The sequence below is a fragment of the Ochrobactrum sp. Q0168 genome (assembly GCF_016427605.1).
Classification (GTDB): Bacteria; Pseudomonadota; Alphaproteobacteria; order Rhizobiales; family Rhizobiaceae; genus Brucella.
Genome location: NZ_JAELXQ010000017.1, coordinates 41,120 through 66,771 on the forward strand (window position 1 = coordinate 41,120; position 25,652 = coordinate 66,771).

The window sequence follows — 25,652 nt, forward strand, 5'->3', positions numbered from 1 at the left end:
CGGAACCTCTGTTGTTACGGCATTGTGAGATTTCAGGCGGCTTTGGCGTCAGCAGTCCGTTGGAGAAGGGCGAAGGCAGAATGGACGAATAGTCGAACACCCATGGCAAGTGCGTCCTCGTCGAAGTTGAAAGCGGCATCGTGATGCGGTGCGGTAATGCCTTTGGCAGCATTACCGGCGCCCAACAGCACGAAGCAGGATGGTGCCTTCTGTCCGAAGGCAGAAAAGTCTTCTCCCGGCATGATTGGCGGTAGTTCGCCGACCTTTCTGGAGTCGAAAAGTGCGGTGGCTACACCCGAGACAATAGATGCAGTTTGCGGGTCATTGACCACACTGTCGTAGACACGGGTATATTCGTAATCACAAGCCGCGCCGTGTGTTGCACAGATGCCGGTGGCGATTTCACCGATGCGACGCTCGATCAGGTCGCGAATGCCGGGGTCGAAGGTGTTGGTGCCGCCGCTGATTGTTGCAGTCGCTGGAATGACACCGACAGATCGACCGGAATGGAATTCGGTAACGCCGACTACCGCCGAGTGTAGCGGATCAATCTCCCGGGCGACGAGGTGCTGCAGGTTGGTGACGATCTGTGCTGCGATTGAGATGGAATCGACGGCGGCATGGGGAGCACCAATATGGCCGCCCTTGCCTTTGACTGTAATCTTGAAGATGTCACAAGCAGCCATCACATGCCGGGCGTTCACCTGCACTACGCCAATCTCGTAGGGTGACCAGAGGTGCAGGCCGATCACCCTGTCCACGCCCTTCATTGCCCCATTAGCGATCATTCCCAGAGCTCCTCCGGGTGGTGTTTCTTCACCATTTTCGAACAGGAAGCGGATTTCACCTTCTATTCTGTTACTGAGTTGCGACAGCACGGCGGCCGTGCCCAGCAGAATAGCCGTGTGCCCGTCATGACCACAGGCGTGCATGACACCCGGATTTCGGGATGCAAAGGGCAAACCTGTATCTTCAGTGATCGGCAAAGCATCGAAATCGGCGCGTATCGCAATCGTCGGGCCGGGCATTGCGCCCACCAACCGTCCGACTACGCTCGTGCCTGACGGCCGGGAGATTTCGATGTTGCCGAAGGATCGCAATGTATCGACGATGAATTCGCCGGTATCCTGCTCCTGAAAGGACAGCTCTGGGTTGGCGTGTATATGCCGCCGCCATGCAATCACCTTGTCCGTGACTTCATTTGCCAGCGCATCAAGCTGATCCTTCATTGCACTTCTCCCTGGGACCGGCAAACAAGCTTTGAGGAGTAGCCTGTCTAGGGCCAAATTCACCCCGTTACCGGAACGCCTAATCCCGGTTCAGTTTGCTCAGCAATGTGCTCAAGTCTTTGTTTAGTCGAAGTCGGGCGATTCCAGTCGCATGCAGACAGCGCGCGGTTCGGTATAGGCATGGACCACTTCGGTGCCGAATTCGCGGCCGAGTCCTGAGAGCTTCGCGCCGCCGAAGGGCATGGCGGTATCGAGAATGTTGTGCGTATTGATCCAGACGGTGCCCGCGTCCAGCTGACTGGCCAACAGATGGGCCTTATTGATATCTTTGGTCCAGATACTGGCACCTAATCCGAATTCGGTATCGTTGGCGAACGCCTTGATCTGGCGTGGATCTTCGATAGGCATCGCCATCACCACCGGGCCGAACACTTCCTCACGGGTAATCCGCATGTCGCGGCGGCCTTTGGTCAATACGGTCGGCTGGTAGAAATAGCCCGTTGTGTCGGCGCGGCTCGCACCGCACAGCGGTTCTGCGCCTTCTTCGATGCCACTCGCGACTAGCGATGAGACACGTTCCATCTGGCGAGCAGAGATCAACGGGCCAAGCTGGGTCGATGGATCGAAACCGCTGCCGAGCCGCAATTCCTTGGCTATCTGCGCCACCCCATTGGTTACTTCATCAAAAATCGAGGCGTCGATAAAGAGCCGGGAACCGGCGGTACAGACCTGTCCCGAGTTGGGGAAAATCGCGTTCGCCGCACCGGGTATTGCTTTATCGATATCCGCATCGGCCAATATAATCGTCGGAGACTTGCCACCAAGTTCAAGCGTCACGCGCTTCATCTGGCGCGCCGAAGACTGGAGAATGCGCTGGCCCGTGGCGGTCGAGCCTGTAAAGGCAATCTTGCGCACGAGCTCGTGGTCAACGATAGCCTGACCGGCCTCATGTCCATAGCCGGTAACGATGTTGATAGCGCCGTCGGGAATGCCCGCCTCGAGGATCAGTTCACCCAGTCGAAGCGTTGTCAGAGAGGCCTCTTCCGAGGGCTTCAATACAATCGTACAACCAAAGGCGATTGCTGGTGCGATCTTCTGAATTGCCTGACCGAGCGGGAAATTCCAGGGCGTGATACCACCCACGACACCCACAGGACGGCGTTCGGTGTAAGCGCGATAGGTGCCTCCGTCGTCAAAAAAGGGTGAAAGCGTGATATATTCGCCGTTGATCTTCGATGCCCACCCCGCGTAGTAACGCAGCGCGTCCACTGTGAATTTCAGATCAATGTTCTTTGAAACCAGATAGGGCTTGCCGTTGTCCAGCGTTTCCAGGCGCGCCAGCTCTTCTGCGTCACGCTCAATTAACAACGCCAGTTTTTCGAGCAGTCGACCGCGATCCAGCGGACGCATCTTTTGCCAGAGTGTGCTCTCGAAGGTCCGATGAGCAGCTTGCACTGCATGGTCGACGTCGACCGCAGAGGCAGCTGCTATATCAGCGATCTTCTCTTCTGTTGCCGGATCATAAACGGGGATAGTGCGGCCATCGACAGGGTCCTGCCATTTTCCAGCGATCAGCAACTTACCTGCTGGAATACGCATGGCTGCTCCGCCAGCTCGTTCTATCAACGCAAGCATTTCAATTCGCTCCCAGTTCGGATTGGCAATATAGCCTTCCGGTCATGTTAGTTCCCTTTAGCGATCTTGATTGACCGTCTTTTTGTCGCTGATGCTGAAATTGACCATTGGAGGGCCCTGAAGGTCCAATAGTATCGAGGCAATAGATTGATCGCATAACGTTATCGCGATCAAGTCTCACCTGCTTTGTTTGTTCTGGATTTCTAGTGTTCCAACAGAGAAAGAAATCTCGTGAGCGCCGGGACAGACTGGCTGGCCCCATAGACCAAAGCGAGATTGAGCCCCACATCCAATCCATCGACAGGCAGCAGTTCCACGCCGAGAGGCTTGCGCCATTTCTGGCATTCGTTGACCAGCGCATTTCCAAGGCCGGTGGTGACGAGCGCCAGCATTTCCGCCTCATTCTCGGCTTCGTGCACTACATCGACTGCAACGCCCGCCTGGAACAGACCGCGGTGCATTTCGTCATAGTAGGCAGGACTTTCGCGACGATGGAACTGGATCATCCGTTGCCCCGCCAGTTCTGACACATTTACCGATTTCCGGCCTGCAAATTCCGAGTTGACGGGCACTGCGAGCAGCACCGAATGGCGCGTGATCGGTTTTATCGTCAGGAGGGGATCGGCAGGTGGATTATAGAGAAATCCCGCATCGATTCTGCCATCGTATATGGCTTCGATTTGGTCGAGACTTGTCATCGCGCTCAGTACCAGACTAACTCCGGGACTGCTGCTGCGAAACTCCATGATCGTTTCAGGAATGACGCCACTCCACGCGGCGACTTCGATAAAGCCAAGCTTCAGCATGCCAGACTCACCGCGAGCGACCGATTGTGCCTCACTGACAGCATGACTGAGATCTACAAGAATCTCGCGACAATGATCCCGAAATGTCCGCCCCGCCGCCGACAGTCTCACGCCGCGCGGCAAACGATCAAATAGCGTCACCCCGAGCTCCGCTTCGAGTAGCTGGACTTGTCGGCTGAGCGCGGGTTGGGCGATATGGATGCGTTCCGAGGCGCGCCCAAAATGCTCGTCTTCGGCCACTGCTATGAAATATCGAATTTGTCTCAGATCCATAATGATTGATAACAATATGCGATTTGTTATGGCAAGCAATTATATTGGACCCTTCGAGCCTCACCCCACTATCCCTTGGAAAACTTTTCCTATGCGACAAACCACTAATGCCGCAGTGGCATGAGGGCCTTTTCATGCATTCGCCATTTCTCGCTTTCGAAGCCCAAGCCAAAGCTCAACCCGACGCACCGATGTTGATCGCTCCGGTGAGTGCCGGTCTCGCTTATGCGCCGGACGGGTTTCGAAAGACATATGGTGAAGTATATGCTGAGGTTAGGGAGATCATGGCACGCTTTATTGCGGCTGGATATGGCGCAGGCCATCGAGTTGCGCTGCTCCTTGAAAATCGACCGGAATTTTTCAGCCACTGGCTGGCACTCAACGGCATCGGTGTCTCGATTGTACCTATCAATCCGGACCTTCGTCCCGCAGAACTCGATTATCAACTCGAAATCGCCGATGCGGATTTGATCGTCACTTACTCTGTCCATGCGCCGGCGTTGTCGGGCTTCGAAAGCGAATGTGTTCGTGTGGTTGAAGCAGGCGGGCCCCTTCCTCCTGCGACATCGTTGGCCGGAAAGCCGAAGGGCAATGGAGACGACGAATGCGCATTGCTTTTTACTTCCGGCAGCACAGGAAAGCCTAAGGGCTGCATTCTTTCCAACACCTATTTCATGACGCTCGCCGACTGGTATGTCACCCAGGGCGGTATTGGTGAAATCAAACCGAACTGCGAAGTTGCACTTACGCCGCTGCCCATGTTCCACATGAACGCGCTCGGCTGTACGGCACTCGGAATGATCGTGTCGGGCGGTGCCATTGTACCGCTAGATCGCTTTCATGCCAGCCGCTGGTGGCAATCGGTCAGCGACTCCGGCGCAACTATTATTCATTGTCTTGGTGTTATCCCTGCGATTTTGCTCAGGCTTCCCGAAACCCCCTTTGATCGCGACCACAAGGTCAAGTTTTCGCTGGGACCGGGCGTTGATGCCCAGCACAAAATCGAATTCGAGGAGCGCTATCGCATTCCGATCATCGAAGCGTGGGCGATGACCGAGACGGGCGGACGGGCCTGTACCGGCACGGCTCGCGATGCCTACACACCTGGCTTGCGTTGCATCGGTCGTGCACGGGACGGCATGGAGTACCGGATTGTTGATGATCTGGATTGTGATGTCGAGCGTGGTAAGCCGGGCGAACTGATCGTGCGCGCAGCGGGTAGCGATCCGCGTCAGGGCTTTTTTTCCGGCTATCTCAAGGATGAAAAGGCGACCGAGGAAGCTTGGGCTGGCGGTTGGTTCCACACAGGCGACGTCGTTTATGAGGATGACGATCATCTGCTTTATTTCTTCGATCGCAAGAAAAGTATTGTCCGTCGCAGCGGCGAGAACATCGCCGTTCTTGAAGTCGAAGCGGCACTGGGCGGCAATCCCGCTATAAAGGCGACAGCGGTAACGCCGGTCCCCGACGAATTACGCGGCGAAGAAGTGTTCGCCTTTTTCGTGCGGGCGGAAGGCGCCGGCCATGACGACCCCGTCATGCTGGCGGAGGCCGTTGTCCGGGACAGCGCGGAGCGGCTCGCCTATCACAAGTTGCCAGGCTATGTCGCCTTCATCAGTTCGCTGCCGCTTAGTTCCACTCAAAAGCTGCAACGCGGCGAGATCAAAACCATGGCCGCAGAATTGGTGCGTCTCGGCGCAGCAATCGACCTGAGAGACCTGAAGGCGCGTATCCGTCACAAGGTGGTGCAAGGCTGATGGCAGGTAAACTTGCGCGGAAGTCCTATGAGGGAATTGTCGCCACAGCGCCGGTAACCGTGCCTTACGAGCGGTTTTCCATCCAGAGCGCACATTGGTGGATCGGCCGCGCATTAAGGGCATTGGCCAAGGACGCAGGTATCAGCCATCGCGACTTTGACGGCTTCGCGATGGCAAGTTTTTCGACCGCGCCAGACACGGCGATCGGGTTGACCCAGCATTTTGGCTTGTCGCCCCGCTGGCTCGATCATGTGCCAATGGGGGGCGTTTCCGGCATTATCTCGCTTCGACGTGCGGCACGGGCTGTGCAGGCGGGAGATGCGGATATTGTCGCCTGCGTTGCTGGTGATACCAACCACGTCGATAGTTTTCGCAAGACGCTCGCCAATTTCTCACGCTTCGCGCAGGACGCGACATATCCCTATGGGGCGGGCGGGGCCAATGCCAGTTTTGCGCTCATTGCTCGCCATTACATGAACCGTTTTGAAGCCAAGCGGGAAGATTTTGGCAAGCTCTGTGTCGCCCAGCGGACCAATGCACTTCGCAATCCATTTGCGCTAATGAAAAAGCCGCTGACCCTTGAGCAATATATGGCGGCGAGACCGGTTGCCGACCCGATCCACCTTTTTGATTGTGTCATGCCTTGCGCGGGCGCGGAAGCATTTTTGATAATGCGTGAAGAAACAGCGAAAGCCCTGAACCTCCCATTTGTCCATATTCTTTCGACGATAGAGCGCCATCATGCTTATGCTGACGACGAGGTGCAATATCGTGGTGGCTGGGCGCGCGATATCGACGATCTCTACGCCATGGCTTCCGTTACTGCGAACGATATCGATGTGGTGCAAACCTACGACGATTACCCCGTCATCTCCATGATGCAGTTCGAGGATCTGGGGTTCTGCAAGAAGGGCGAGGGGCCGGATTTCGTCCGCAGCCATACATTCGAAATAGACGGCTCGTTCCCGCATAACACCAGTGGCGGCCAACTCTCCGTCGGCCAGGCCGGTGCGGCGGGCGGTCATCTTGGCATTGTGGAGGCCATGCGACAGGTAATGGGAGTAGCGGGTGCGGCGCAGGTCAAAAATGCCCGCATCAGCCTCGCCTCTGGTTTCGGAATGATTAATTACGACCGCGGGCTTTCATCTGGCGCTGTTATTTTCGCGGGAGGGAACGCATGACCGAACCACTTGCTCGACCAAAGCGAAAAAATCCGCTTGCTCGTACACGACAGCCACTCTTGCCACCATCTGCTCGCAGCCGCACGGCGCATGGGCTTACGCTCGCAGCTGCCGAGGGCCGTTTTGCTCTTCAACGTTGCGAAGAGTGCAGGCAATTTACTTATCCGCCACACGATGCCTGCCCGAACTGCCTGTCGCACAAGCTTGCATTTGTCGACGCGCCCAGTGGCGGAAAACTGGTTTCCGCTACGACAATCCACATTACCAGTGACAGCTATTTTCGTGAGCGCACACCCTGGCGACAAGGCATTGTCACGTCTGAGTGCGGTCCACAAATTATCGCGAACCTCCATGGCGAATGCGTAGAGGGCGATAAGGTTCGGCTGACGCTGCAACTCGACAAAGCGGGCCAGCCTGTAATCTGCGCATTGCCTTTGAAGGGAACAGACGACATGCTTGACGATCCTGCGTGGCGTGAATTGACCGCTGATCCGAAATTCAGGCGCGTGCTGATCACAGACGGTCGCAACTCCGTTGGACAGGCGCTGGCGCAATCGCTGGTCAGAGCAGGCGCTGCCCGCGTTTTCGTTGGGGTTTCGGAACCATGGAAACCATTTCCCGGTGAGCACATGCTGCGCGCAATCGAAGGCGTGGAGATTGTGCCGCTGGATGTGACAGACGAGCAATCCGTTAGCGACCTTGCGGCCGTTATCGGCGCGAAGATCGATATTCTGATCAATACAGCAGACCATACGCGACCGGTCCACCTCTTTGATCCGAGTGGGGCGCGCAAGCTGATGGAAGGTGCAGAGGTGATGCTTGCGGGCTCGATGCGGCTGGCACAAGCTTTTGGTCCAATCATGGTAAGCCGAGGCGCTGATGGTACGAACTCGGCAGCGGCTTGGGTAAATGTGCTTTCTGTCTATGCGTTTTCCAACCTGCCAGCATATGGCGCATTGTCGATGCTGAACGCTGCGTGTCTCTCACTTTCGCACTGGCTAAGGGCGGAGTTGAGACCAGGCGGCATCAAGCTGCTTAATGCTTTCGCGGGACCTTTGGATACGGAGTGGTTTCAAACAGTGCCTCCGCCAAAGGTTGCTCCGATACAGCTTGCCGAAGCTATCCTTGACGGCTTGCGCCGCGGCCTTGAAGAAAGCTATGTCGGCGATGTTGCGAAGGATGTTCGCGACCGGTTTGCCGCCAATCCGAAAGCATTGGAACGGGAGATCGGTCTATGAGCAGCGCGGCCCAGACACCCGACTCCGTTCTTGCAGCACTGGCGCTTCAGATCGCCAGTGGTGAATTAAAGCTAGTGGATCTGACACACACGCTGAGCCCCAATTTCCCGACCATCATCATGCCGCCGGAGCTGGGCCAATCGGCGCCTTTCCGCATCGAACGCATATCCTGTTATGATGGCAGCGGTCCGGGCTGGTACTGGAACAATATTTCCTTTGGTGAACATACGGGTACGCATTTCGACGCACCAATCCACTGGTTCACGGGCAAAGACTTACCGTTAAACACTGTTGATACGCTACCGACTGCCCATATGCTGGCGCCCGCAAACGTTATCGATTGTTCAAGGCAATCCGCACTCGATCCAGATTATCTGCTGACAGTTTCCGATGTAGAAGCTTGGGAGGCCATTCACGGTCCTATAGCCCCGCGTAGTTGGGTGTTGCTGCGGACCGGCTGGTCGAAAAAATCGGGCCGCGACTATGCCAATCTCGCCGATGATGGTGCCCATACGCCCGGTCCGGACGTTGAGGTTATGCGCTGGCTGGTTGAGGAACGGGACATTATCGGCTTCGGCACGGAGACGATTGGCACCGATGCGGGGCAGGCTGGACATTTCAGCCCGCCTTATCCCGCCCATCATTATCTCCATGGCGCAGGTCGCTATGGTTTGCAATGTCTTGCAAATCTCGACCAACTGCCTCCCAAAGGTTCAGTCATTATGGCCGCACCTTTGAAGATTAAACATGGTTCGGGTAGCCCTCTCAGGGTGCTGGCGCTCGTCGCTGGTTGAAAGGACTATCCGAGGCAGAGAGCTGAAATCGACGCTTCGGGTATAGTGGTGAAGAACACGCCGGTTACCACGAGGGCGGTGCCCACTATCCGCCGGAGGTTTCGTTTGGCTGATAGGCCAAGGCTCGACATGCTTGATATCCCAAAGCCCGAGATGACAACGCCAGGTAATGCTACAACGGCAAAACCGGACATGTAGAGTGCACCGGCAGCTATATCGCTGAAAAGAGCAGCAGTGAGTAGCGCATTGAGCACCATTGCACAGGGCGCCAATCCCAGTGCAGCGCCAAGCTGGTAGGGCGAGCGCGGTCGCAGTTTCAACGCCGATTTTTGCATTATGGCGAAAAAACTGAACCTGCCTTCGAGCTTTGAAGGTGACGGCAGGAAGCCGATGATTGAAAGCCCCGTCAGAATAATCATAAATGCTGCGACGTATCTGAGGAAATTCTGGAAGCCAGCCAGCAGCATCATGCTCTGGATATAATAGCCGAGGCTGCCTGCAACCATTCCCGCCGCGACGTAGACTGTAGCGCGACCCAACTGCATCCTGACGAGAAAATTCAGTCGCTGGCTCGTGGAGAACCCGCCAGCGGGCTGAGAGACGGAAACAAACAACGAGGCGACGCCGCCACAGAGGCCAGCGCAGTGCAGGCTGCTGGCCAGTCCTGTCAGCATTCCGGATGCAAGGATTAACTCAAGTGTCATCTTTATAGCGTCCGCAGCAGTGAAGAATTGGGGCAGCGGTCACCGAAAGCTGTATCGAGCGGATACATCAACGGAACAGCTGCCCTTGAGGACTTCAGGTGTTAGCTTGCATCTTCGATGCGCGACGCGCCGATCTTCTGATATGCTTCCGGTCGTTTGCTACGGAGCCAAAGAGCCTGCAGAAAACCTGCGATGGCAACGATGACCAATCCCCATGGCAGAGCGTTGACCAATGGAGAATCTATACCTGTCAGCGCCTCGTAGTTGGTGACTGCGAGCCACGTGGCTGCTGCAATCGCGATGCCACCGAGTGCGGGTGCTAACGTGGTTGTCAGCCCATAAGTGCCGCGTTTGGCAAAAAACACTGGAATGCCGAGCGCAGTCAGCGCCAGAAGAGTCATAAGGCCGACCGAGCCGAGACCTACGAACATGGGCGAGATATTGAGGAGCGGATCAAGACCGGCGAGCGCGGCAGCCGCAGTAATGACTGAGAGAACCAGTGTCAGGAACAGTCCCGCTACATGGGGCGATTTATAGAGCGGATGCGTTTTGGCCAATCGCTGCGGTAGTACGCCGTCGCGGGCGAGTGCGTAAATATAGCGGGCGCTGTTATTGAAGAGGCCGAGAACTGCGGCAAATGCGCTGGTGACCACAAGAACGCTGAAAGCATGCGCGCTCCACGCACCAAGGAAGTCGTTGGCCCGCGCAGTAACGAAATGGCCCGGATCTGCCTCCGCGACCTTTGCAACCTCAAGGCTGCCGATTGCGGTAGAGAGGCACCATGCGGTCATCGCATAGAGCAAGCCAGCAATGATGACGGAAACGTAAGTTGCACGGGGAATGGTGACCTTGCGGTCGCTTGCTTCCTCCTGATAAATGGCCGTGCTTTCGAAACCGATCATGCTGTTGAAGGAATAAATCAGCGCTACGCCGAGACCGGGGGCAAAAACGGATGACGGTGAAAAATCGCCGAGGTTGAATGCCGGCAACCCTTTCTGAAATATGATAGCGATATTGAGCAGCATGATCATCGCGATCTCGGCTAAGAGCGCGATCGACAATACCGTGGCAACGAGCGTGATGCGGTGGTATGCGAGTATCGAAACGATGACAATGCTTATTGCGGCCCATAATAGCCAAGGTGTCTGAAGACCCGTTACCAGTGCAAAGAGGTCGCCGCAAAAGAAAGAAAGTGCCGAAAGCGTCGACAGGCAAAGTGCCAGATAGGAGACGGCGGCAATATAGGCAGCGGGCAATCCTATGGTTCGTCCGACACTCGCGGAGATATAGGCATAGAAGGCACCGGCGTTCTTGATATAGGGAATCTGCCGAACATAGCCCACTGCAAATAGAAGCATGGCGACCCCTCCAAGAAGCCATGCGCCGGGTACGCCTGAACCATTGCCAAAGGCCAGCGCTATCGGCATGAGCGCCACGACGACGGCCAGCGGTGCACTGACCGCCAGCACCATGAAGACGATAGCCGACGTGCCGAGCACGCCTCGTTCGAGTTGTTCGTCGGTAGCGTCGCTGATAGCGCTCGCTTCGATGGATAGTGAAGCTGAAGAAACAGGCATTTTTTTCCCCTTTTATTGTATGCTTCAGGTTACCTGCGTCGTGTTGAAGTCGTTTTGGCTATTCTTTGCCGCCACAGCAAGAGGTATGGGTTTTTGAGCCGTGACCACCCGGCTGCGATGCCGGGACTTTCATCGCCGGACTGGTTTTGAAAAAGTTGTTGGGTTTTAAGGTAAAGCCCGCATATTCCACAGGCATGATCGGGAAATCTTCGGGCTTGCAGACATGCGTGTGGCCGAAGCTGTGCCAGAGTACGATATCTTCATTGACGATGCTGCGCTTCTGTCTGACATAGACCGGTAGACCGCATTCGCCCCCGTGCTGATTTGGGTAATCACCACTGGCGAAGCGTTCCTCCGGTGCATATGGCGTCACCCAGACATGTTTGGAGGCGAAACCTGCACGCTTGTAGACAGAGCTGCCGGGATCGGCGAGCAGCGTCGGCGATGGCATTACAACCAACTTGTAGCCCGGCGCGTTACCAACGTCGTTGGACTTGTTGGGATTGATGACCTTCCAGTACCGGCCTGTCGATCCGTCGGCTTCACGCGCGGCATCGGCTTCATTCTCCAGCACGGTCGAGCTGACCTTGAAAACGTTGCCATGTGGATTTTCCGGCCCCATTGGCACCCGGATATAGTCGTGTTCGGTAACGCTGTTGCCGTTACCGTCGACGGTCATATGCAGGCGGGCGTTGAAGAAATGCTGGTGCGAGGGGCCACCGAGCGAAGGAACGATCATGCCGCCCCACTGGTATCGTTCACCATCCGGCAATGCCGCTGTCTGGACGATACCGGTCAGCTTGGCGTCGAGCTGTATAGTCCCGTCTTGATAGAGATACCAGTAGAAGCCGTAGTCATAATTACCAACGGTGGCGAAGAAACTGATCACGAGCCGACGAGAGCGGCGCGTCTCACTAATGTTGGAACGAAATTCATTGTGTTTCCACAGAATTCCGAAATCCTCCTCGTGCATGCATATCGCATTTTTCATCAAGAAGGGCTGACCGAAATCGTCCGCTGCGGGCACGTTGAAATAGTGAATGTGGCCAAGACAGTCGCAACCGAGTTCCAGCTGGTTGGCAAGCTTGCCAAGGCCGAATTCGCCAGCGTCGAAAGCGCATTTTGCAAAATGCTGTGGCGAAGGGTCGGCGTAGGGTACGGCCATTTCAGTGATGCTCGCGCGATAAATCAGCGGTCGGTCGACATCGCCATCACGGAAGGTAAGCTGATGAAGCACCAGCCCCTCACGGGGCGTGAACCCGACGCGAAATTTCCAATCCTGCCACGTCACTTTCCATCCATCGACAGCAAAGCTTGGGCCGTCTGGCTGAATGATTTCTAGCGGTTTGAGATCGGTACGTGCAGGAGCGAGGGAGGCGCTATCGTAGTTGTATTGTTGCTTGGGGATCGGTACGAGCCGTCCGTCATCCTCCACGGTGATAACCTTGCCTTCTATGAGGTCAACCACCGCAACGATGCCTTCAATCGGATGAGCATAAGCATTGTCCTGCTCGTAAGCGCGATAGTAGGAGACAGCGCGCAATATACGGCGGCCTTTATAGGGCTCGAAATCAAAATAACCGGGTGAGATCGGGTCTATTTGGATAAGTTCGATTTCGCCGTCCGTGAGCCCGCGGCGTTTCATGGCCGAACGCCATTCCGGCGCCGCTTTAACAATATCGGCGGCCCGGAAGAAATCCTCGACGATGATCGGCGGTTGGCCGTGCTCATGATCGGTTTTGAGATCTTTCCACGACACGAGCTGTTCTGTGCGCAAGTCCACCAACGCCTCACCAGCGTGGCCTGTGGCGATATCGAGCACAAGGACAAAAGCGATACGTGAAAAGTCATCGCCCCCGGTGAAAGTTTCGACTTCAGACTTTGGCGGTTCACGTAGCTCTACGAAGGGAAAGCGTGGTAGCTGACCAAGATCGCGTGCCGCGTGCAGAATCTTGCATGCGGCATCGATCTCGGTGATCGACAGAGGGTCAAGCGGGTGAGTTGCTTTGACGGCGGAAGGCGAGGGATCGTGTTCTTTAAGCATGATGGCACTCTGCTGGTCTTCGATCAGCAAATGTCTCATGTTCAAGCGACACCGGGGATGATGGAAGTGGCCAAATATTTTGCAATTTAGGCCACGAAAGCTTGTGTTACAGGCAGGAGGAAGATGAATTTCAATAGGCCGAAATTTTCCGAGCTGTTACAAGCTGTCCTTTTGTGATGTAGTCGCGTGGCGACAGACCGGTCCATATCTTGAAAGCGCGGGAAAACACCGCTACGTCGGAGTAGCCCAGATAGGCCGCAAGTTCAGATATCTGCAATCGGCCATTGGCCAAGAGATTTTCCGCCTTCAGTAACCGCTGGGACTGAAGGATTTCTCTGAATGAGGTGCCTTCCTCGTCCAGTTTCCGTCGCAGGCTTCGGGGTGAAAGACTTAATTCCTTGGCGATAATATCGAGATCGACGGAAGCTCGGCCCAGCCGTTTGACCACGCAGTTCGTCACCACCTCGCTAAGCGTCCGACCGTCTTCTGGCGTTTCAAACATCAGGTCGTGAAGATGGCGTTCTACGACTGCCATTGCTTTAGTCTCGGCCATTCCACCTAATCGTAGCGGGCGGTCGAGGTCCTCGTTGGCGATGATCATACAATTGAAGCGGGCCCTGCCGCCGACGGGAGAACCGAAGAAATCGCGCAGGCGCGTGCCCCGCGTGTCCATCGCGTGTTCGAATTCAATCTTTTGCGGGACCCAACGAGGCAGCCCGAGTTGACGAATGAGCGCGGCAATGGCGCCGAGCGTAAATTCGGCATCCTGATGTCGGGGCCAGATAGATGGGTCCTCAATGGCATAAGCATAGCTCGTCGTATCGGCTTCTCGCGTGATCAGCAGGCTTGTCCTGGTCTGCCAGGCTGTTTGGAAACGAGCAAAGATATCAAGCGCCGACCGTACGCTTTGTGCGTTGCTCATAAGCGCATAGAACGGCCCCAGTTGTTGCAGTCGAAAGCTTGAGCCGAGTTCGAGCCCGAAATAGGGATTGCCGGTATGGGTCGCTGCATCTTCCATCAGTTCGATATAAAGACGCAACGAAACGCGGCTATATGGCGACCGCAAGTCGGCTTTTGAAAAACCATGGCGCGAAAGGATATCGTCGAGCGGTGCACGCAGGCGTGCGAGTTCATTGACGATAGGCTCGAGGAAAAGAGCTCGGATGGTCGCCTGCCTGTTATCGGCAGCGTAAGCCAGCTGATCCAGCATGTCGGCCTCGGTGGTCCGGATGTCCCATTTGTCGGGCGATGCCCAGCGATATGCTTACCCCGTATCTTCGTACGTTTCAGGTTCGCACTCGCTCATTATCCACGCTCTTTGGTCTTGATCAAGACCACTGCGTTCAATTCCCGATGCATATTTCAAAGCAATCGCGTCATAGCGGTTTGTTATCAATAGGCTCTACCTATTCTATTGGATGCCCAGGGGAATTTCAGTTTTGCATGTGATCAGGCGAGATGCGGGCTTTGCACAAAGCGATGCTTCGACCAAACATAAGAAAGGGGAGTTCATGACCATGAAAAAACTAAGGATCGCCTTCACCGCAATTATGCTGGCGTCCGTCGCCAGCGCGCAGGCACAGAATCTGGTTGGCTATGTTTCGCCGATCACGGCACAGCCGGGCCAGCAGATGATCAATGCTGCAATTGAGGAAGCTGCGAAGGAAAAAGGTTGGACCTATCGTGTACTCGATGCAGGTCTCTCCGCCGACCGCCAGGTCTCGCATGTCGATACGCTTCTCACGATGGGTGCCAAAGCAATCGGCTCATGGTCGCTCGACGCGAATGCGGTTGCGGGAGCCTATGACCGCGCCAAATCGCAGGGGGTGCCGGTGATCGGCCTGAACTCCGTTGGTGAAGGTGTCGCCAACACTGTCTGGTGGCAGACCAATGTCTGCAAGGCTGGCGGCGCTTATGACCAGCAGGCCGCCTGGATCGCCAAGCGCAAACCCGGTGCCAAGGTCGTGGTGTTCGGGGGGCCGCCGGTTGAAGCCATCGTCAACAACGTCAAATGCTTCACCGCCGCCGCCAAAGCAGCTGGCCTTGATGTCATAGACCAGGTGGACAACACCAAGGATTCAACAGCAAATGCCGCGAGCCTTGCTTCCGACGAGCTGCTACGTTTTCCGGATACCGACGTTTTCTGGGCTTACAACGATGCAAGTGCGCTCGGTATTTCCGCTTCTGCACTGGCAAGTGGCAAGTCGATTTATGATGGCAAGGACGAAGACGGTATCATGGTGTTCGGTATCAATGGCGACCCGGATGCTATCACTGCCATTAAGGAAGGCCGCCTGACCGGAACCTGGGACCCGGACTCCTACGCGACCGGTTTTGCCGTTGCCGTCGCCATGGAGCGCGCTATGGCTGATGCAAGTGCGCCGCAAAAGGAAATCATCGTGGCGGCAAAGCTGTTCACTTATGAGAACATAGACAGTTGGAAGAACGGTCCCGAGCGCGGCTATTCGCTGACCAGTTTTCCAATCGCCGAGTAAATAACGTTTTGTGATCGGTCAGGTCGCGGAGTTTGACTAACCGCACCTGACCGCATCGAACATTCTATAGAATACACCGTTTAACGTTTAGCAGCCCGGGCTGTTCCAACGCCCTCACTCGATCGTCGATTGACGTCGGCGACGGAGTATCTCCCGCAAACCACCAAGCCAGACCGCTAGTATGAGAATGGCGCCGCTTACCATGCCCTGCCAGAAGGACGAGACGCCACTCAGTGTCAGGCCGTTCTGTACCACGCCGAGGAACAGAACGCCTACCATTGTGCCGAATACGCCGCCTTCTCCACCGGTGAATGCTGTTCCCCCAATCAGAACGGCGGCAAGCACAGTCATCAACAGTGTCGGGTCGACTTCTGCCGCTGCCGATGTCAGCCGTCCAACCTGAACGATACTTCCCAAGCCAGCCATCAAACCTGCAATGATGAAGACGATCAGCACAACGCGCTTGACGTTAATTCCGTTCAGGCGTGCAGCTTCGGCATTCGCTCCGATTGCATAAAGTGCACGACCGAAAGCTGTAAACTTGAGAATACCGCCAGCGATCAATAGCAGTGCTAAATCAAAAATAAGGATGATCGGGAACGGACCAATGCTGCCATTGACGAAGGTGTTGAGTGGCTTAAATCCGGCGCTGGAAAATACACTCACGCTCGTGCCTTCATTGATGATCAGAGCAAAGCTCTGAAACATCGAAAGCGTGCCAAGGGTGACAACGAAGAAGGATATCTTGAAATAGGCAACAAGCATGCCGTTAATCGCGCCAAGCAGTGCGCCAAAAGCCAACGCCATCAGGATCGCAATAGGAGCTGAAGTGCCTGCGAGAAGTAGCAGGCCGAAGATCATTGCGGTCGCGGCTGCTGCACTTGCAACAGACAAATCAACGCTGCCCGATATAACGACGTAAGTTGCACCCAGCGCCAGCACGAAGATGACGCTGTTGGATTTAACTATGTTCATCAGGTTGGGCCAGGTGAGGAACACTGGCTGCGTGAGTGTCATTAAAATACTGACGATGACAAGGGCGACCAATGCGCCGGCATATCTGTTTTGAAAAATACGGACGATCAGGGATGGCGCGGGCGTAAAGCGTGCGGTCGCAGTCTGCTTTTCCAGTTGGGTGAGTGTCATTGGGGTGCTCCGGATAGTTGGGTCGGATATTCATATCTGGCGACACCCGCAACGGCGACATGCGCGATGGCCTGTTCGGTGGCTTCGTCACGGTCGAATTCCTGTTGCAGCTCGCCTTCGAAAAAGACGGCAATCCGGTCACAAATTCCGAGAAGTTCCGGTAGTTCAGATGAAATCACGATCACCGCTGCACCGGCTTCGGCTGCGTCTTGCAACATCCGATAAATCTCGCTTTTTGCGCCGACATCTATGCCCCGCGTGGGCTCGCTCAGCACGAGCACATCCGGTTTGCGAACGAAGGTGCGGCCGAGTATCACCTTCTGCTGATTGCCACCGGAAAGGGTAGATATCGCAGTGGCGGACGACGAAGTGGCCACACGGTATTTCCTGATCGCATCGCCAACATCTTTGCGCTCCCTGCGGCTATTAAGCAAACCAAACGGACAGAGCCTATCCATCCAGGCAAGGGAGAAATTTTCGAGCACACTGCGTACAAGAAGGAGCGCAGATGCTTTACGGTCATCCGGTACATAACCAATACCGGCGGCGATGGCCTTGCGTGGATCACCCAACCGAACGTTGTGTCCCGCGACCCTGACGGTGCCAGCGCTGGCAATTGCGCCACCAAGGGCCATGCCAAATTCGGATTTGCCCGATCCCACAAGGCCAGCGATGCCCATGATCTCGCCACGGTTGACCGCAAGCGACGTTTGCTTCAGGACACCTTTGGGCGTATGCAGGTTGTCGATTTGGAGAACGGTTTCGCCGGTATCTATCATGCGTTTGCCATAGAAATCCTTGATCTCTCGACCAACCATCAATCGGACAAGGTCGGTTTCGCGCGTATCGGGAAGCGGAACCGTTGCCACGAGTGTGCCGTCGCGCAACACGGTTGCGACAGAAGACACTGCGTAAATTTCTGGCATGCGGTGTGTTATCATCAAGATAGCCATACCGGCATCCCGCTCTTGCCGCACGAGATTGAGCAGACGTTCCGTGGCGGCTTCCGATAGCGAGCTGGTCGCCTCGTCAAGAATGAGCAACCGGGCATTGGAGGACAGGGCGCGGGCAATCTCGATCTCCTGACGAAGCTCGACACTCAGTTCAGAAACGATCGCACGCGGTGAGACATGAACGCCGAGGCGCGCGAGAGCAGCAAGCGCATCTGTTTCCAACTGGGGCCAGTCGATGAAGCCCAAACGAGTTCGTGGTAGTCTGCCGAGAAAGATATTTTCGGCGACCGTGAGGGTTTGTGCGAGGGTCAGCTCCTGGCTGATCATCACAATGCCCTTGCGCAATGCCTGAACCGGGCTCTCGATCCGGCACTCCTCGCCAGCAACGATGATCTTGCCTTCATCAGGTTGAATAAGGCCGGCGATCACTTTGGAAAGTGTCGACTTACCGGAGCCATTTTCGCCGGTCAGGGCATGAACTTCGCCAGCTCGAACTGTCAGATCGACTTTGCTGAGTGCGCGAACTCCCGGGAACGTCTTGGATATTCCCTCGAGCCGGACGATCACATTGCCATCCATCCTCTTGTCCTCCGTTCGGCTGTTGGTGCAGTCAAATCCCTCATGCCGATTGCCTCTTGATGAGATCTGCTGCCTTTTCGCCGATCATGATCGTGGGAGCGTTTGTGTTGCCCGATATCAGAGTTGGCATGATCGAGGCGTCGACCACGCGAAGACGCTCGATACCGTTGACTTTCAGTTCGGGGTCCACGACAGCCATCGCATCCGTGCCCATTTTGCAGGTGCCAACCTGATGTGAGACGCAGCCGCCGTTTTTAACGAGATAATCCTCAATCTCGTTGTCGGTTGCCGTCGCCGATCCCGGTAAATGTTCTTCAATGACAAAATCAGCAAGCGGTTTGCTGGCGGCCATGCGTCGCGCGAGCTTCAAACCTTCGATCGCAATGCGCCGATCCCGTTCGTCGGAAAAATAATTGGGTGCGAGCTTTGGCTGATCAAAGGCGTCAGCGGAGCGGAGCGTGATCTCGCCGCGGCTGGCCGGTCGTACCGGGCAAAGGAAATTTGCAAAGCCGGAGAACTTGAACAGACCGTCCTCATAATATCCACCGGAGAAAGTCTGAAACAGAAACTGCAAGTCAGGCGATGCTGATTCCTGCAGCACTTTCGTAAACAATCCTGCTTGCCCGGCGGGAACCGAAAGCGGTCCCTTGCGGGTCAAAAGCCATTTTAGTCCAACCTGCGCCTGCTTGAACCGGCTCATCATGACGTCGTTCATCGTGATCGGACGATTGCACTTCCAGGTGATTTGACCGCCATAGTGATCCTGAAGGTTCTTACCGACGCCGGGGAGGTGGTGAACTGACTGAATGCCGTGCCGCGCGAGCGCTTCGGCATCGCCGACGCCCGAAACCATCAAAATTTGAGGCGACTTGATCGAGCCTGCAGCGAGAATGACCTCGCGGGCCGCCTTGACCTTGACAGACGTGCCGCGATGACGCAAGCGGACGCCACATGCCCGGCGGCCGTCAAACAGGATATGTTCGGCTTGCGCTTCGGTTGCGACATGAAGATTGGCGCGACCCATTGCCGGTTTGAGATAGGAGGTTGCGGCGGAGGCGCGGCGACCGTTCTTTACGGTTGCCTGAAAATAACCGGCGCCTTCTTGTCGCGCGCCATTAAAATCGTCGTTCCGCGGTATGCCTTGTGAACTGGCCGATCCGATGAAAGCGTCGCAAAGGGGATTGCGCTCTGTGAGATTGGTGACGGCAAGGGGGCCGCCTGTACCGTGATATTGGTCGGAACCATTCTCCTGATCTTCTGCCTTGCGAAAATAGGGCAGCACGTCCTCATAGGACCATCCAGGGTTCCCGAGTTGCCGCCAGTGATCATAATCCTCTGCCTGCCCCCGAATGTAGATCAGACCGTTGATGGAGGATGAGCCACCGAGTACACGACCGCGCGGCCAGTACACTTTTCGACCGCCGAGCGCAGGATTTGGTTCTGTCTCGAACTTCCAGTTGACCTTGGGATCGACAATGGTCTTGCCGTAGCCCACTGGAATGTGAATCCAGAAGCTTGAGTCCTTTCCGCCAGCTTCCATCAGAAGCACACTTGATTTGGGATCTTCGCTTAGCCGCGCAGCTAAAACGCATCCGGCAGAGCCAGCGCCGACAATGATGTAATCAAAGATTTGTCCGTTGAGCACGGATACTCTCCCACTAGTCCGGCCCAGTGTGTTCCCGCTTTATCCGAATTTTAATTTCGCGCTCGGAACCGGATGGATATAAGATATGTGATCAGGTCAGGTTCCAGACATGCGGATCATGTCGGCGGCCTTTTCCGCAATCATAATAGTTGGCGCGTTGGTGTTGCCTGAAATCAGCGTCGGCATGATGGAAGCATCGACTACCCGCAAACCTTCGATACCTTGCACTTTCAATGAGGCGTCCACCACAGCCATTGAATCCTGCCCCATCTTGCATGTTCCAACTTGATGTGCGATCGAAAGGCCGGTCTGGCGCGCATAAGACAGTATTTCGTCATCCGACTGGACCGCCTTGCCGGGTGCATATTCGGCTTCTATAACGGCTGCAATTGCGGCTTTCTCAGCCACTTTGCGCGACAGCTTGATAGCTTCGACCAGTACCTTGCGGTCGTTTTCCGATGAAAGATAGTTGGGCTGCATCAATGGCGTATCTTTGGGATTGGCCGAGCGTAGTTTCAAGGTGCCTCGGCTTTCTGGTCGCACCGGACAGACAGCATTGGCAAAGCCCGAGAACTTGTGCAGGCCATCATCATACTCATCGTGGCTGAAGGTCTGGAACAGAAACTGAATGTCGGGCGTCTCCAGACGCTGATCGGATTTCGCAAATGCGCCAACCTGCGCGGCCGAAATCGTCAATGGGCCGGTGCGGAAGAGTAGATATTGAAGGCCGACCTGCAACTGTTTCGCCGGGCTCATCATGATATCGTTGACCGTTACGGGCAGGCGGCTCTTATAGGTCACGAGTGCACCGTAATGATCCTGCAGGTTTTCTCCCACTCCCGGAAGATCATGTACAACGTCAATGCCGAGCTGTCTCAGTTGCGCGGCAGGCCCGATCCCTGAAAGAAGAAGTAATTTTGGTGAATTGATCGATCCAGCGCTTATGACGACTTCGCGCCTGGCACGAACAAATATCTGCTTGCCGCCCCGCTCGAAGATAACGCCGACGGCTCGTTTGCCCTCGAATACGATCCTCTGGGTTTCGGCCTTGGTAATCACGCGCAAATTTTGACGTTTCATCGCTGGCTTGAGATAGGCAACAGATGCCGAACAACGACGCGCATTGCGGGTCGTTGTGTGGTAGTAGCCCACTCCTTCCTGAGTTGCGCCATTAAAATCGTCATTAGCCGGAATACCAGCTTCGACTGCGCTCTTGATGAAAGCATCGCAAAGAGGGTTGCGCTCCTTGAGGTTGGAAACGCGCAAAGGGCCGTCACTACCATGGTAGGTGTCGCCACCATTTTCATGGTTCTCCGCCTTTCGGAAATAGGGCAGGACATCATCATAAGACCAGCCAGTATTGCCGAGCTGTCGCCAGTGGTCATAATCCTGCGCTTGGCCTCGGATATAGAGAAGTCCATTGATCGATGAGGAGCCGCCTAGCACCTTACCACGCGGCCAGTACATCCGCCGATTGCCGATTTCGGCGCTTGCTTCGGTCTCAAAACGCCAGTTGAGGCGGGGATGGACAATCGTCTTGCCATAACCGATGGGGATGTGAATCCATGGATTCCAGTCCTTTCCACCGGCTTCAAGGATAGTAACCGCAGTTTGACCATCCTCGGTCAATCGGCCAGCCAGGGTGCATCCCGCTGAACCTGCACCTACGATAACGATGTCGGTTTCGAGAGTTTCATTTACGTTAGTCATCAATTCGGTTTTCACTTGAGGAAAGCAACACGCAAGCTGCTACTATTTGTTGGCGGAAACCGAAGGAACGGAGAACAGTTCGATTCTCCTCTCCCCCCGAGCGATCATCTCCGTGACCTTATAGAACTCAGTCAACAGCAGCTTTTAATATAATTCCAATATAAATATTTCGGTCACCTAATGCCGAATTGTTATCAATGCTTGGCGGCGTTTCAGATTTTTCGCCAACGATTAAGCGGCGGGCAATTCGTCGATCTTGACTGGCAATCAAATTTGTCAGCTTGAGGCTCCACCGCAACCACTGTTGGTCAGCTGTCTCATTTTTTTCTATACCGAAGCGCCTCAACGAGAAGCGTAAAGGCTTGAGTTGGTTGTCTACGGCTGGGGTAATAGAGGTGATAGCCCGGGAAGGGTTCACACCAATCGCTCAAGACACGGGTAAGACGTCCGTCGGCGAGATATGGTCCAAGCTGTCCTTCGGTCAGGTAGACAAGGCCGCATCCTTCAGCGGCGGCTTTGAGCATAAGGCTGGACGTATTGAACACCAACTGTCCATCGACACGGACATTCAGCACCCGGCCTTTCTTTTCAAATTCCCAGGCATAAAGTCCACCGTGAATGGGCAGGCGCAGATTGATGCAATTATGTCCCGTAAGTTCCTGAGGGCTCTTTGGAATTGATCGTTTCTCAAAATATCCAGGTGATCCGGCTACAGCCATTCGTAGATCAGGTCCAACGGGGACAGCGATCATGTCTTTCGCGATCGTCTCACCTGGCCTGACGCCAGCATCGAAACGCTCACCCACTATATCTGTGAGACCATAATCGGTAACGATTTCAACTCTGATATCCGGATATTGGGTGACCAGTTTGGCAACCGCTGGCAAAAGAATAGCTTCTGCGGCGTTTTCTGTCGCTGTCAATCGGATTGTTCCCGACGGCTTTTCCCGTAATTCGCTGAGCGAATCAAGTTCCTGGTGAATCTCGGCAATGCGCGGGCCGATCGATTGAATGAGCCTTTCTCCCGCCTGCGTTGGTTCGACCCGGCGCGTGGTGCGGGTTAGAAGACGTATGCCAAGTCGAGCCTCGAGAACACGCACTGTTTGGCTCAGCGCCGATTGCGAGACACCGAGACGTTTGGCGGCCCGTGTAAAATTCCGCTCTTCGGCTACGATCATAAAGGCAGCCAGATCGTTCAAGTTTTCTCCAGGCATTCAGAAGCTATCCTTATTGGTCCAATCAGATTTTAGCATCTAATCGCACAGTCTGTGCCGAATTATATTCTGTTTGCAAGCAATGCACGTCGCTCGACAAACAGTTTGTTGGATCGGTTGAAGCTTGAAACAGGAGAATTGATCATGAAAAATGTTATTGCTGCAGCAGCGATGAGTACAATTGGCGCAGTGTCAGCTGGTGCTGAAGGTATTGAAATCCGTCCGAACGGGGCGTCGCCGTCAGTGATTGGCAAAACGCCCGACAACTTCACCGGTCATGTCATTATCACGCCGCTGTTACCGCCGAACGACACGACACGGGCTAATGCCGGTCTTGTGACCTTTGCACCCGGTGCTCGTACCACCTGGCATACGCATCCTGCCGGACAATTACTGTTCATCACGTCCGGGCAGGGTTGGGTCCAAGAGGAAGGTCATGAGCGTCGCACCGTGAATGCTGGCGATGTCGTGTTCTTCGCAGCAGGAATCAAACACTGGCATGGCGCCACCACGACGAGCCCGATGGCGCACATCGCCATGACCTATCTGCAGGACGGAGAGAACGTCGATTGGCTGGAGCCTGTTTCCGAAGAGCAGTACCGCTAACGGAGGGTGAAAGACCATATCATGAAAACTTCCACTATTCTTGCCCTGGCGCTTTCCATGGGGTCTTTTGACGCTGTAGCGCAGACGGGTTCGCAGACCGGCGGCCTGTCTCGCGAGGACGTGCAGGCCGTTTCTCCAGTCCTTGAGCATTATGCGACGGATACGCTGGCCAACGGCCTTTGGAAACGTCCCGGCCTCACGCCGCGCGACCGCAGCATCATCACTGTTACGGCCGTCATCGCCCGCAATCAAACGGTATTGCTTCCCGAGCAGTTGCGGCTCGCCCTCGACAATGGCGTGAAGCCCTCTGAGATTTCCGAGATCATCACCCATCTGGCTTTTTATGCAGGGTGGGGCAACGCCATCGCCGCCACCGCGATTACAAAAGACGTGTTTGCCGAGCGCGGCATCGGTCCCGACCAGCTTCCCAAAGCATCGGTCGAACTGCTTCCACTCGATGAAAAGGCGGAGGCTACCCGAGCCGCACGGGTGGAAGAAACGACAGGGCCTGCTTCACCCGGTCTTGTGCGCGATACGGCGGACGTGTTGTTCAAGGATTTGTGGCTAAGGCCCGGCCTCGCGCCTCGTGATCGCAGCCTGGTTACGGTCAGCGCACTCATTGCGAACGGTCACGTCGAACAAGCACCATTTCATCTGAACAAGGCGATGGACAACGGCCTCAAGCGCGAGGAAGCGGCCGAGATGGTCAGCCATCTTGCCTACTACGCGGGCTGGCCGAACGCCTTTTCGGCGTCGTCCGTGGTTCGAACCGTTTTTGAGAAGCGCCCACAGAAATAGCGGTCCCAAGCGAAGGGCCGGGACCGCAGACAAGGATAATCCCATGACACACGGTATCGAAAACAAAGTCGTCGTGATTACCGGCGCAAGCGGCGGTCTCGGTGAAGCCACAGCCTGCCGTCTCGCCGAGGATGGTGCAAGACTGATCCTCGGCGCTCGTCGCATCGATCGCCTGCGCACGCTCGCCCGGGAACTGAAGCTCGCCGACGACGCCGTTGTCCAGACGGACGTGACCGACCGCGAACAGGTCAAGCGGCTGGTGGACCGAGCCGTCGAGAAGCATGGGCGTGTTGACGTTATACTGAACAATGCCGGCCTGATGCCGAGTTCCCGCCTCGATCTCTTGAAGATCGGGGATTGGAATCAGATGATAGACGTGAATATCAAAGGCGTCCTCTACGGCATCGCGGCAGCGTTACCGCACATGCAGAACCAAAAGAGCGGACACATCATCAACGTGTCGTCTGTCGCCGGCCACAAGGTTGGACCGGGCGGTGTTGTCTATGCCGCCACCAAGCACGCCGTCAGGATTATCTCCGAAGGGCTGCGCCAGGAGGTGAAGCCCTACAACATTCGCACGACGATCATTTCGCCCGGCGCGGTCGCGACCGATCTGCTCAACACGATCACTGATCCGGTGATCGCCGAGAACATGCGCAAGACCTATGAAAACGCCGTTCCGGCCAGTTCGTTCGCTGGCATGGTTGCTTTCGCCATGAGCCAGCCGGAGGAAGTGGACGTGAATGAAATCCTCTTCCGGCCGACCGCGCAGGCGTATTGAGGGGGAGGGCTCAATGGTACAAGCGAAAAGGCTCAGTCTTACATCTGTTCTTGTTTTGACCGCCGTCGGTATGGTTGTCGTGTGGCAGGCATGGGCTGCCAATGATCGCGTTCAGTTTCCGGAGAATTATAAAGACGGGGTGCATTACGCGACCGTCAATCGCGGCGGGATTCGCGAAGAAATCTTCGCGAACCTCGAAGCCATCACGGCGGCGGAGGCCGGGCAGCCGATGCCCAATGGGACCGTTATCATGATGGAAGATTATCGGGGCGGGCAACTCCACCGCTATGTCGTCATGGAAAAGCAGGCGGGATGGGGTAGTGCCCATCCGGAAAATATCCGCGCCGGTGATTGGGAGTTTCGCGAGTTTGCGCCCGATCGGTCTCCAAACATGACCGAGAACGGCCAACGCTGCATGAGTTGTCATCAGAGCCAGGTGGATCAGGATTTCATTTTCACCATTGATCAGATGAAGAGAGCAGACTGA

The 25,652-nt window shown here is 55.6% G+C and carries 21 protein-coding genes; 9 read left to right on the forward strand and 12 right to left on the reverse strand.

The annotated features are described in order from the left end of the window. Positions 1–32: 32 nt before the first annotated feature. The 3 genes from JAU75_RS20285 to JAU75_RS20295 form a co-directional block, all read right to left on the reverse strand. Positions 33–1,229, reverse strand: a complete 1,197-nt coding sequence (locus JAU75_RS20285) for an amidohydrolase (RefSeq protein WP_171319547.1) — start codon at positions 1,227–1,229, stop codon at positions 33–35. Between the two features lie 123 nt (positions 1,230–1,352). Further along, positions 1,353–2,828, reverse strand: coding sequence for an aldehyde dehydrogenase family protein (locus tag JAU75_RS20290; protein ID WP_247880564.1), 1,476 nt, complete (start codon positions 2,826–2,828; stop codon positions 1,353–1,355). Positions 2,829–3,067: 239 nt separating this feature from the next. Beyond that, positions 3,068–3,943, reverse strand: a complete 876-nt coding sequence (locus JAU75_RS20295; protein WP_235943015.1) for a LysR family transcriptional regulator — start codon at positions 3,941–3,943, stop codon at positions 3,068–3,070. Positions 3,944–4,077: 134 nt separating this feature from the next. On the opposite strand from JAU75_RS20295, the gene JAU75_RS20300 reads away from it, so the two are divergent. From JAU75_RS20300 to JAU75_RS20315, 4 genes are read left to right on the forward strand one after another with little or no spacing between them, the layout of a single operon-like run. Then, positions 4,078–5,700 (forward strand): AMP-binding protein, encoded by a 1,623-nt coding sequence (locus tag JAU75_RS20300; protein WP_199058308.1) that lies wholly within the window; start codon positions 4,078–4,080, stop codon positions 5,698–5,700. Beyond that, a complete protein-coding gene (locus tag JAU75_RS20305; protein ID WP_171319543.1) occupies positions 5,700–6,881 on the forward strand; it encodes a thiolase family protein in 1,182 nt (393 codons plus the stop codon). Before JAU75_RS20300 ends, JAU75_RS20305 begins: the two co-directional genes overlap by 1 nt. After that, positions 6,878–8,119: an SDR family NAD(P)-dependent oxidoreductase gene (locus JAU75_RS20310; protein ID WP_199058310.1), complete on the forward strand. Its 1,242-nt coding sequence runs from the start codon at positions 6,878–6,880 to the stop codon at positions 8,117–8,119. The genes JAU75_RS20305 and JAU75_RS20310 overlap by 4 nt, the downstream gene beginning before the upstream one ends. Continuing rightward, positions 8,116–8,913, forward strand: coding sequence for a cyclase family protein (locus JAU75_RS20315; RefSeq protein ID WP_171319541.1), 798 nt, complete (start codon positions 8,116–8,118; stop codon positions 8,911–8,913). Before JAU75_RS20310 ends, JAU75_RS20315 begins: the two co-directional genes overlap by 4 nt. Positions 8,914–8,918: 5 nt before the next feature. On the opposite strand, the gene JAU75_RS20320 is transcribed toward JAU75_RS20315, so the two are convergent. From JAU75_RS20320 to JAU75_RS20335, 4 genes are all read right to left on the reverse strand, one after another. After that, positions 8,919–9,587, reverse strand: a complete 669-nt coding sequence (locus JAU75_RS20320; RefSeq protein WP_199058312.1) for a sulfite exporter TauE/SafE family protein — start codon at positions 9,585–9,587, stop codon at positions 8,919–8,921. A gap of 131 nt (positions 9,588–9,718) precedes the next feature. Then, complete coding sequence (locus JAU75_RS20325) at positions 9,719–11,194, reverse strand: APC family permease (RefSeq protein WP_171319539.1); 1,476 nt, start codon at positions 11,192–11,194, stop codon at positions 9,719–9,721. 58 nt (positions 11,195–11,252) lie between these two features. After that, positions 11,253–13,238: a primary-amine oxidase gene (locus tag JAU75_RS20330; protein WP_199058352.1), complete on the reverse strand. Its 1,986-nt coding sequence runs from the start codon at positions 13,236–13,238 to the stop codon at positions 11,253–11,255. 130 nt (positions 13,239–13,368) lie between these two features. Continuing rightward, positions 13,369–14,448, reverse strand: a complete 1,080-nt coding sequence (locus JAU75_RS20335; RefSeq protein WP_199058314.1) for an AraC family transcriptional regulator — start codon at positions 14,446–14,448, stop codon at positions 13,369–13,371. Positions 14,449–14,755: 307 nt separating this feature from the next. Here JAU75_RS20335 and JAU75_RS20340 point away from each other — a divergent pair, with 307 nt between their 5' ends. Further along, positions 14,756–15,733, forward strand: a complete 978-nt coding sequence (locus tag JAU75_RS20340; RefSeq protein ID WP_199058315.1) for a sugar ABC transporter substrate-binding protein — start codon at positions 14,756–14,758, stop codon at positions 15,731–15,733. 114 nt (positions 15,734–15,847) lie between these two features. On the opposite strand, the gene JAU75_RS20345 is transcribed toward JAU75_RS20340, so the two are convergent. The 5 genes from JAU75_RS20345 to JAU75_RS20365 all read right to left on the reverse strand — a co-directional run bounded on the left by JAU75_RS20345 (position 15,848) and on the right by JAU75_RS20365 (position 22,980). Then, entirely contained in the window at positions 15,848–16,879 is a 1,032-nt protein-coding gene (locus JAU75_RS20345; protein ID WP_199058317.1) for an ABC transporter permease, read from the reverse strand. Next, positions 16,876–18,411: a sugar ABC transporter ATP-binding protein gene (locus tag JAU75_RS20350; RefSeq protein WP_199058319.1), complete on the reverse strand. Its 1,536-nt coding sequence runs from the start codon at positions 18,409–18,411 to the stop codon at positions 16,876–16,878. The genes JAU75_RS20345 and JAU75_RS20350 overlap by 4 nt, the downstream gene beginning before the upstream one ends. Positions 18,412–18,451: 40 nt before the next feature. Continuing rightward, a complete protein-coding gene (locus JAU75_RS20355) occupies positions 18,452–20,056 on the reverse strand; it encodes a choline dehydrogenase (RefSeq protein WP_199058321.1) in 1,605 nt (534 codons plus the stop codon). Positions 20,057–20,152: 96 nt separating this feature from the next. Next, entirely contained in the window at positions 20,153–21,766 is a 1,614-nt protein-coding gene (locus tag JAU75_RS20360) for a GMC family oxidoreductase (protein ID WP_171319533.1), read from the reverse strand. Positions 21,767–22,083: 317 nt separating this feature from the next. After that, positions 22,084–22,980, reverse strand: a complete 897-nt coding sequence (locus tag JAU75_RS20365) for a LysR family transcriptional regulator (protein WP_199058323.1) — start codon at positions 22,978–22,980, stop codon at positions 22,084–22,086. Between the two features lie 144 nt (positions 22,981–23,124). Between JAU75_RS20365 and JAU75_RS20370 the strand changes: the two genes are divergently transcribed. The 4 genes from JAU75_RS20370 to JAU75_RS20385 are packed head-to-tail and all read left to right on the forward strand — an operon-like array spanning position 23,125 to position 25,652. Beyond that, the gene (locus JAU75_RS20370) at positions 23,125–23,586 is read left to right on the forward strand and encodes a cupin domain-containing protein (protein ID WP_199058325.1); all 462 of its coding nucleotides are present in this window, start codon (positions 23,125–23,127) and stop codon (positions 23,584–23,586) included. A 21-nt stretch (positions 23,587–23,607) separates the two neighbouring features. Then, complete coding sequence (locus JAU75_RS20375) at positions 23,608–24,384, forward strand: carboxymuconolactone decarboxylase family protein (protein ID WP_199058327.1); 777 nt, start codon at positions 23,608–23,610, stop codon at positions 24,382–24,384. Positions 24,385–24,427: 43 nt separating this feature from the next. Next, entirely contained in the window at positions 24,428–25,165 is a 738-nt protein-coding gene (locus JAU75_RS20380; RefSeq protein WP_199058328.1) for an SDR family oxidoreductase, read from the forward strand. Positions 25,166–25,178: 13 nt separating this feature from the next. Further along, positions 25,179–25,652 (forward strand): cytochrome P460 family protein, encoded by a 474-nt coding sequence (locus tag JAU75_RS20385; protein ID WP_199058330.1) that lies wholly within the window; start codon positions 25,179–25,181, stop codon positions 25,650–25,652.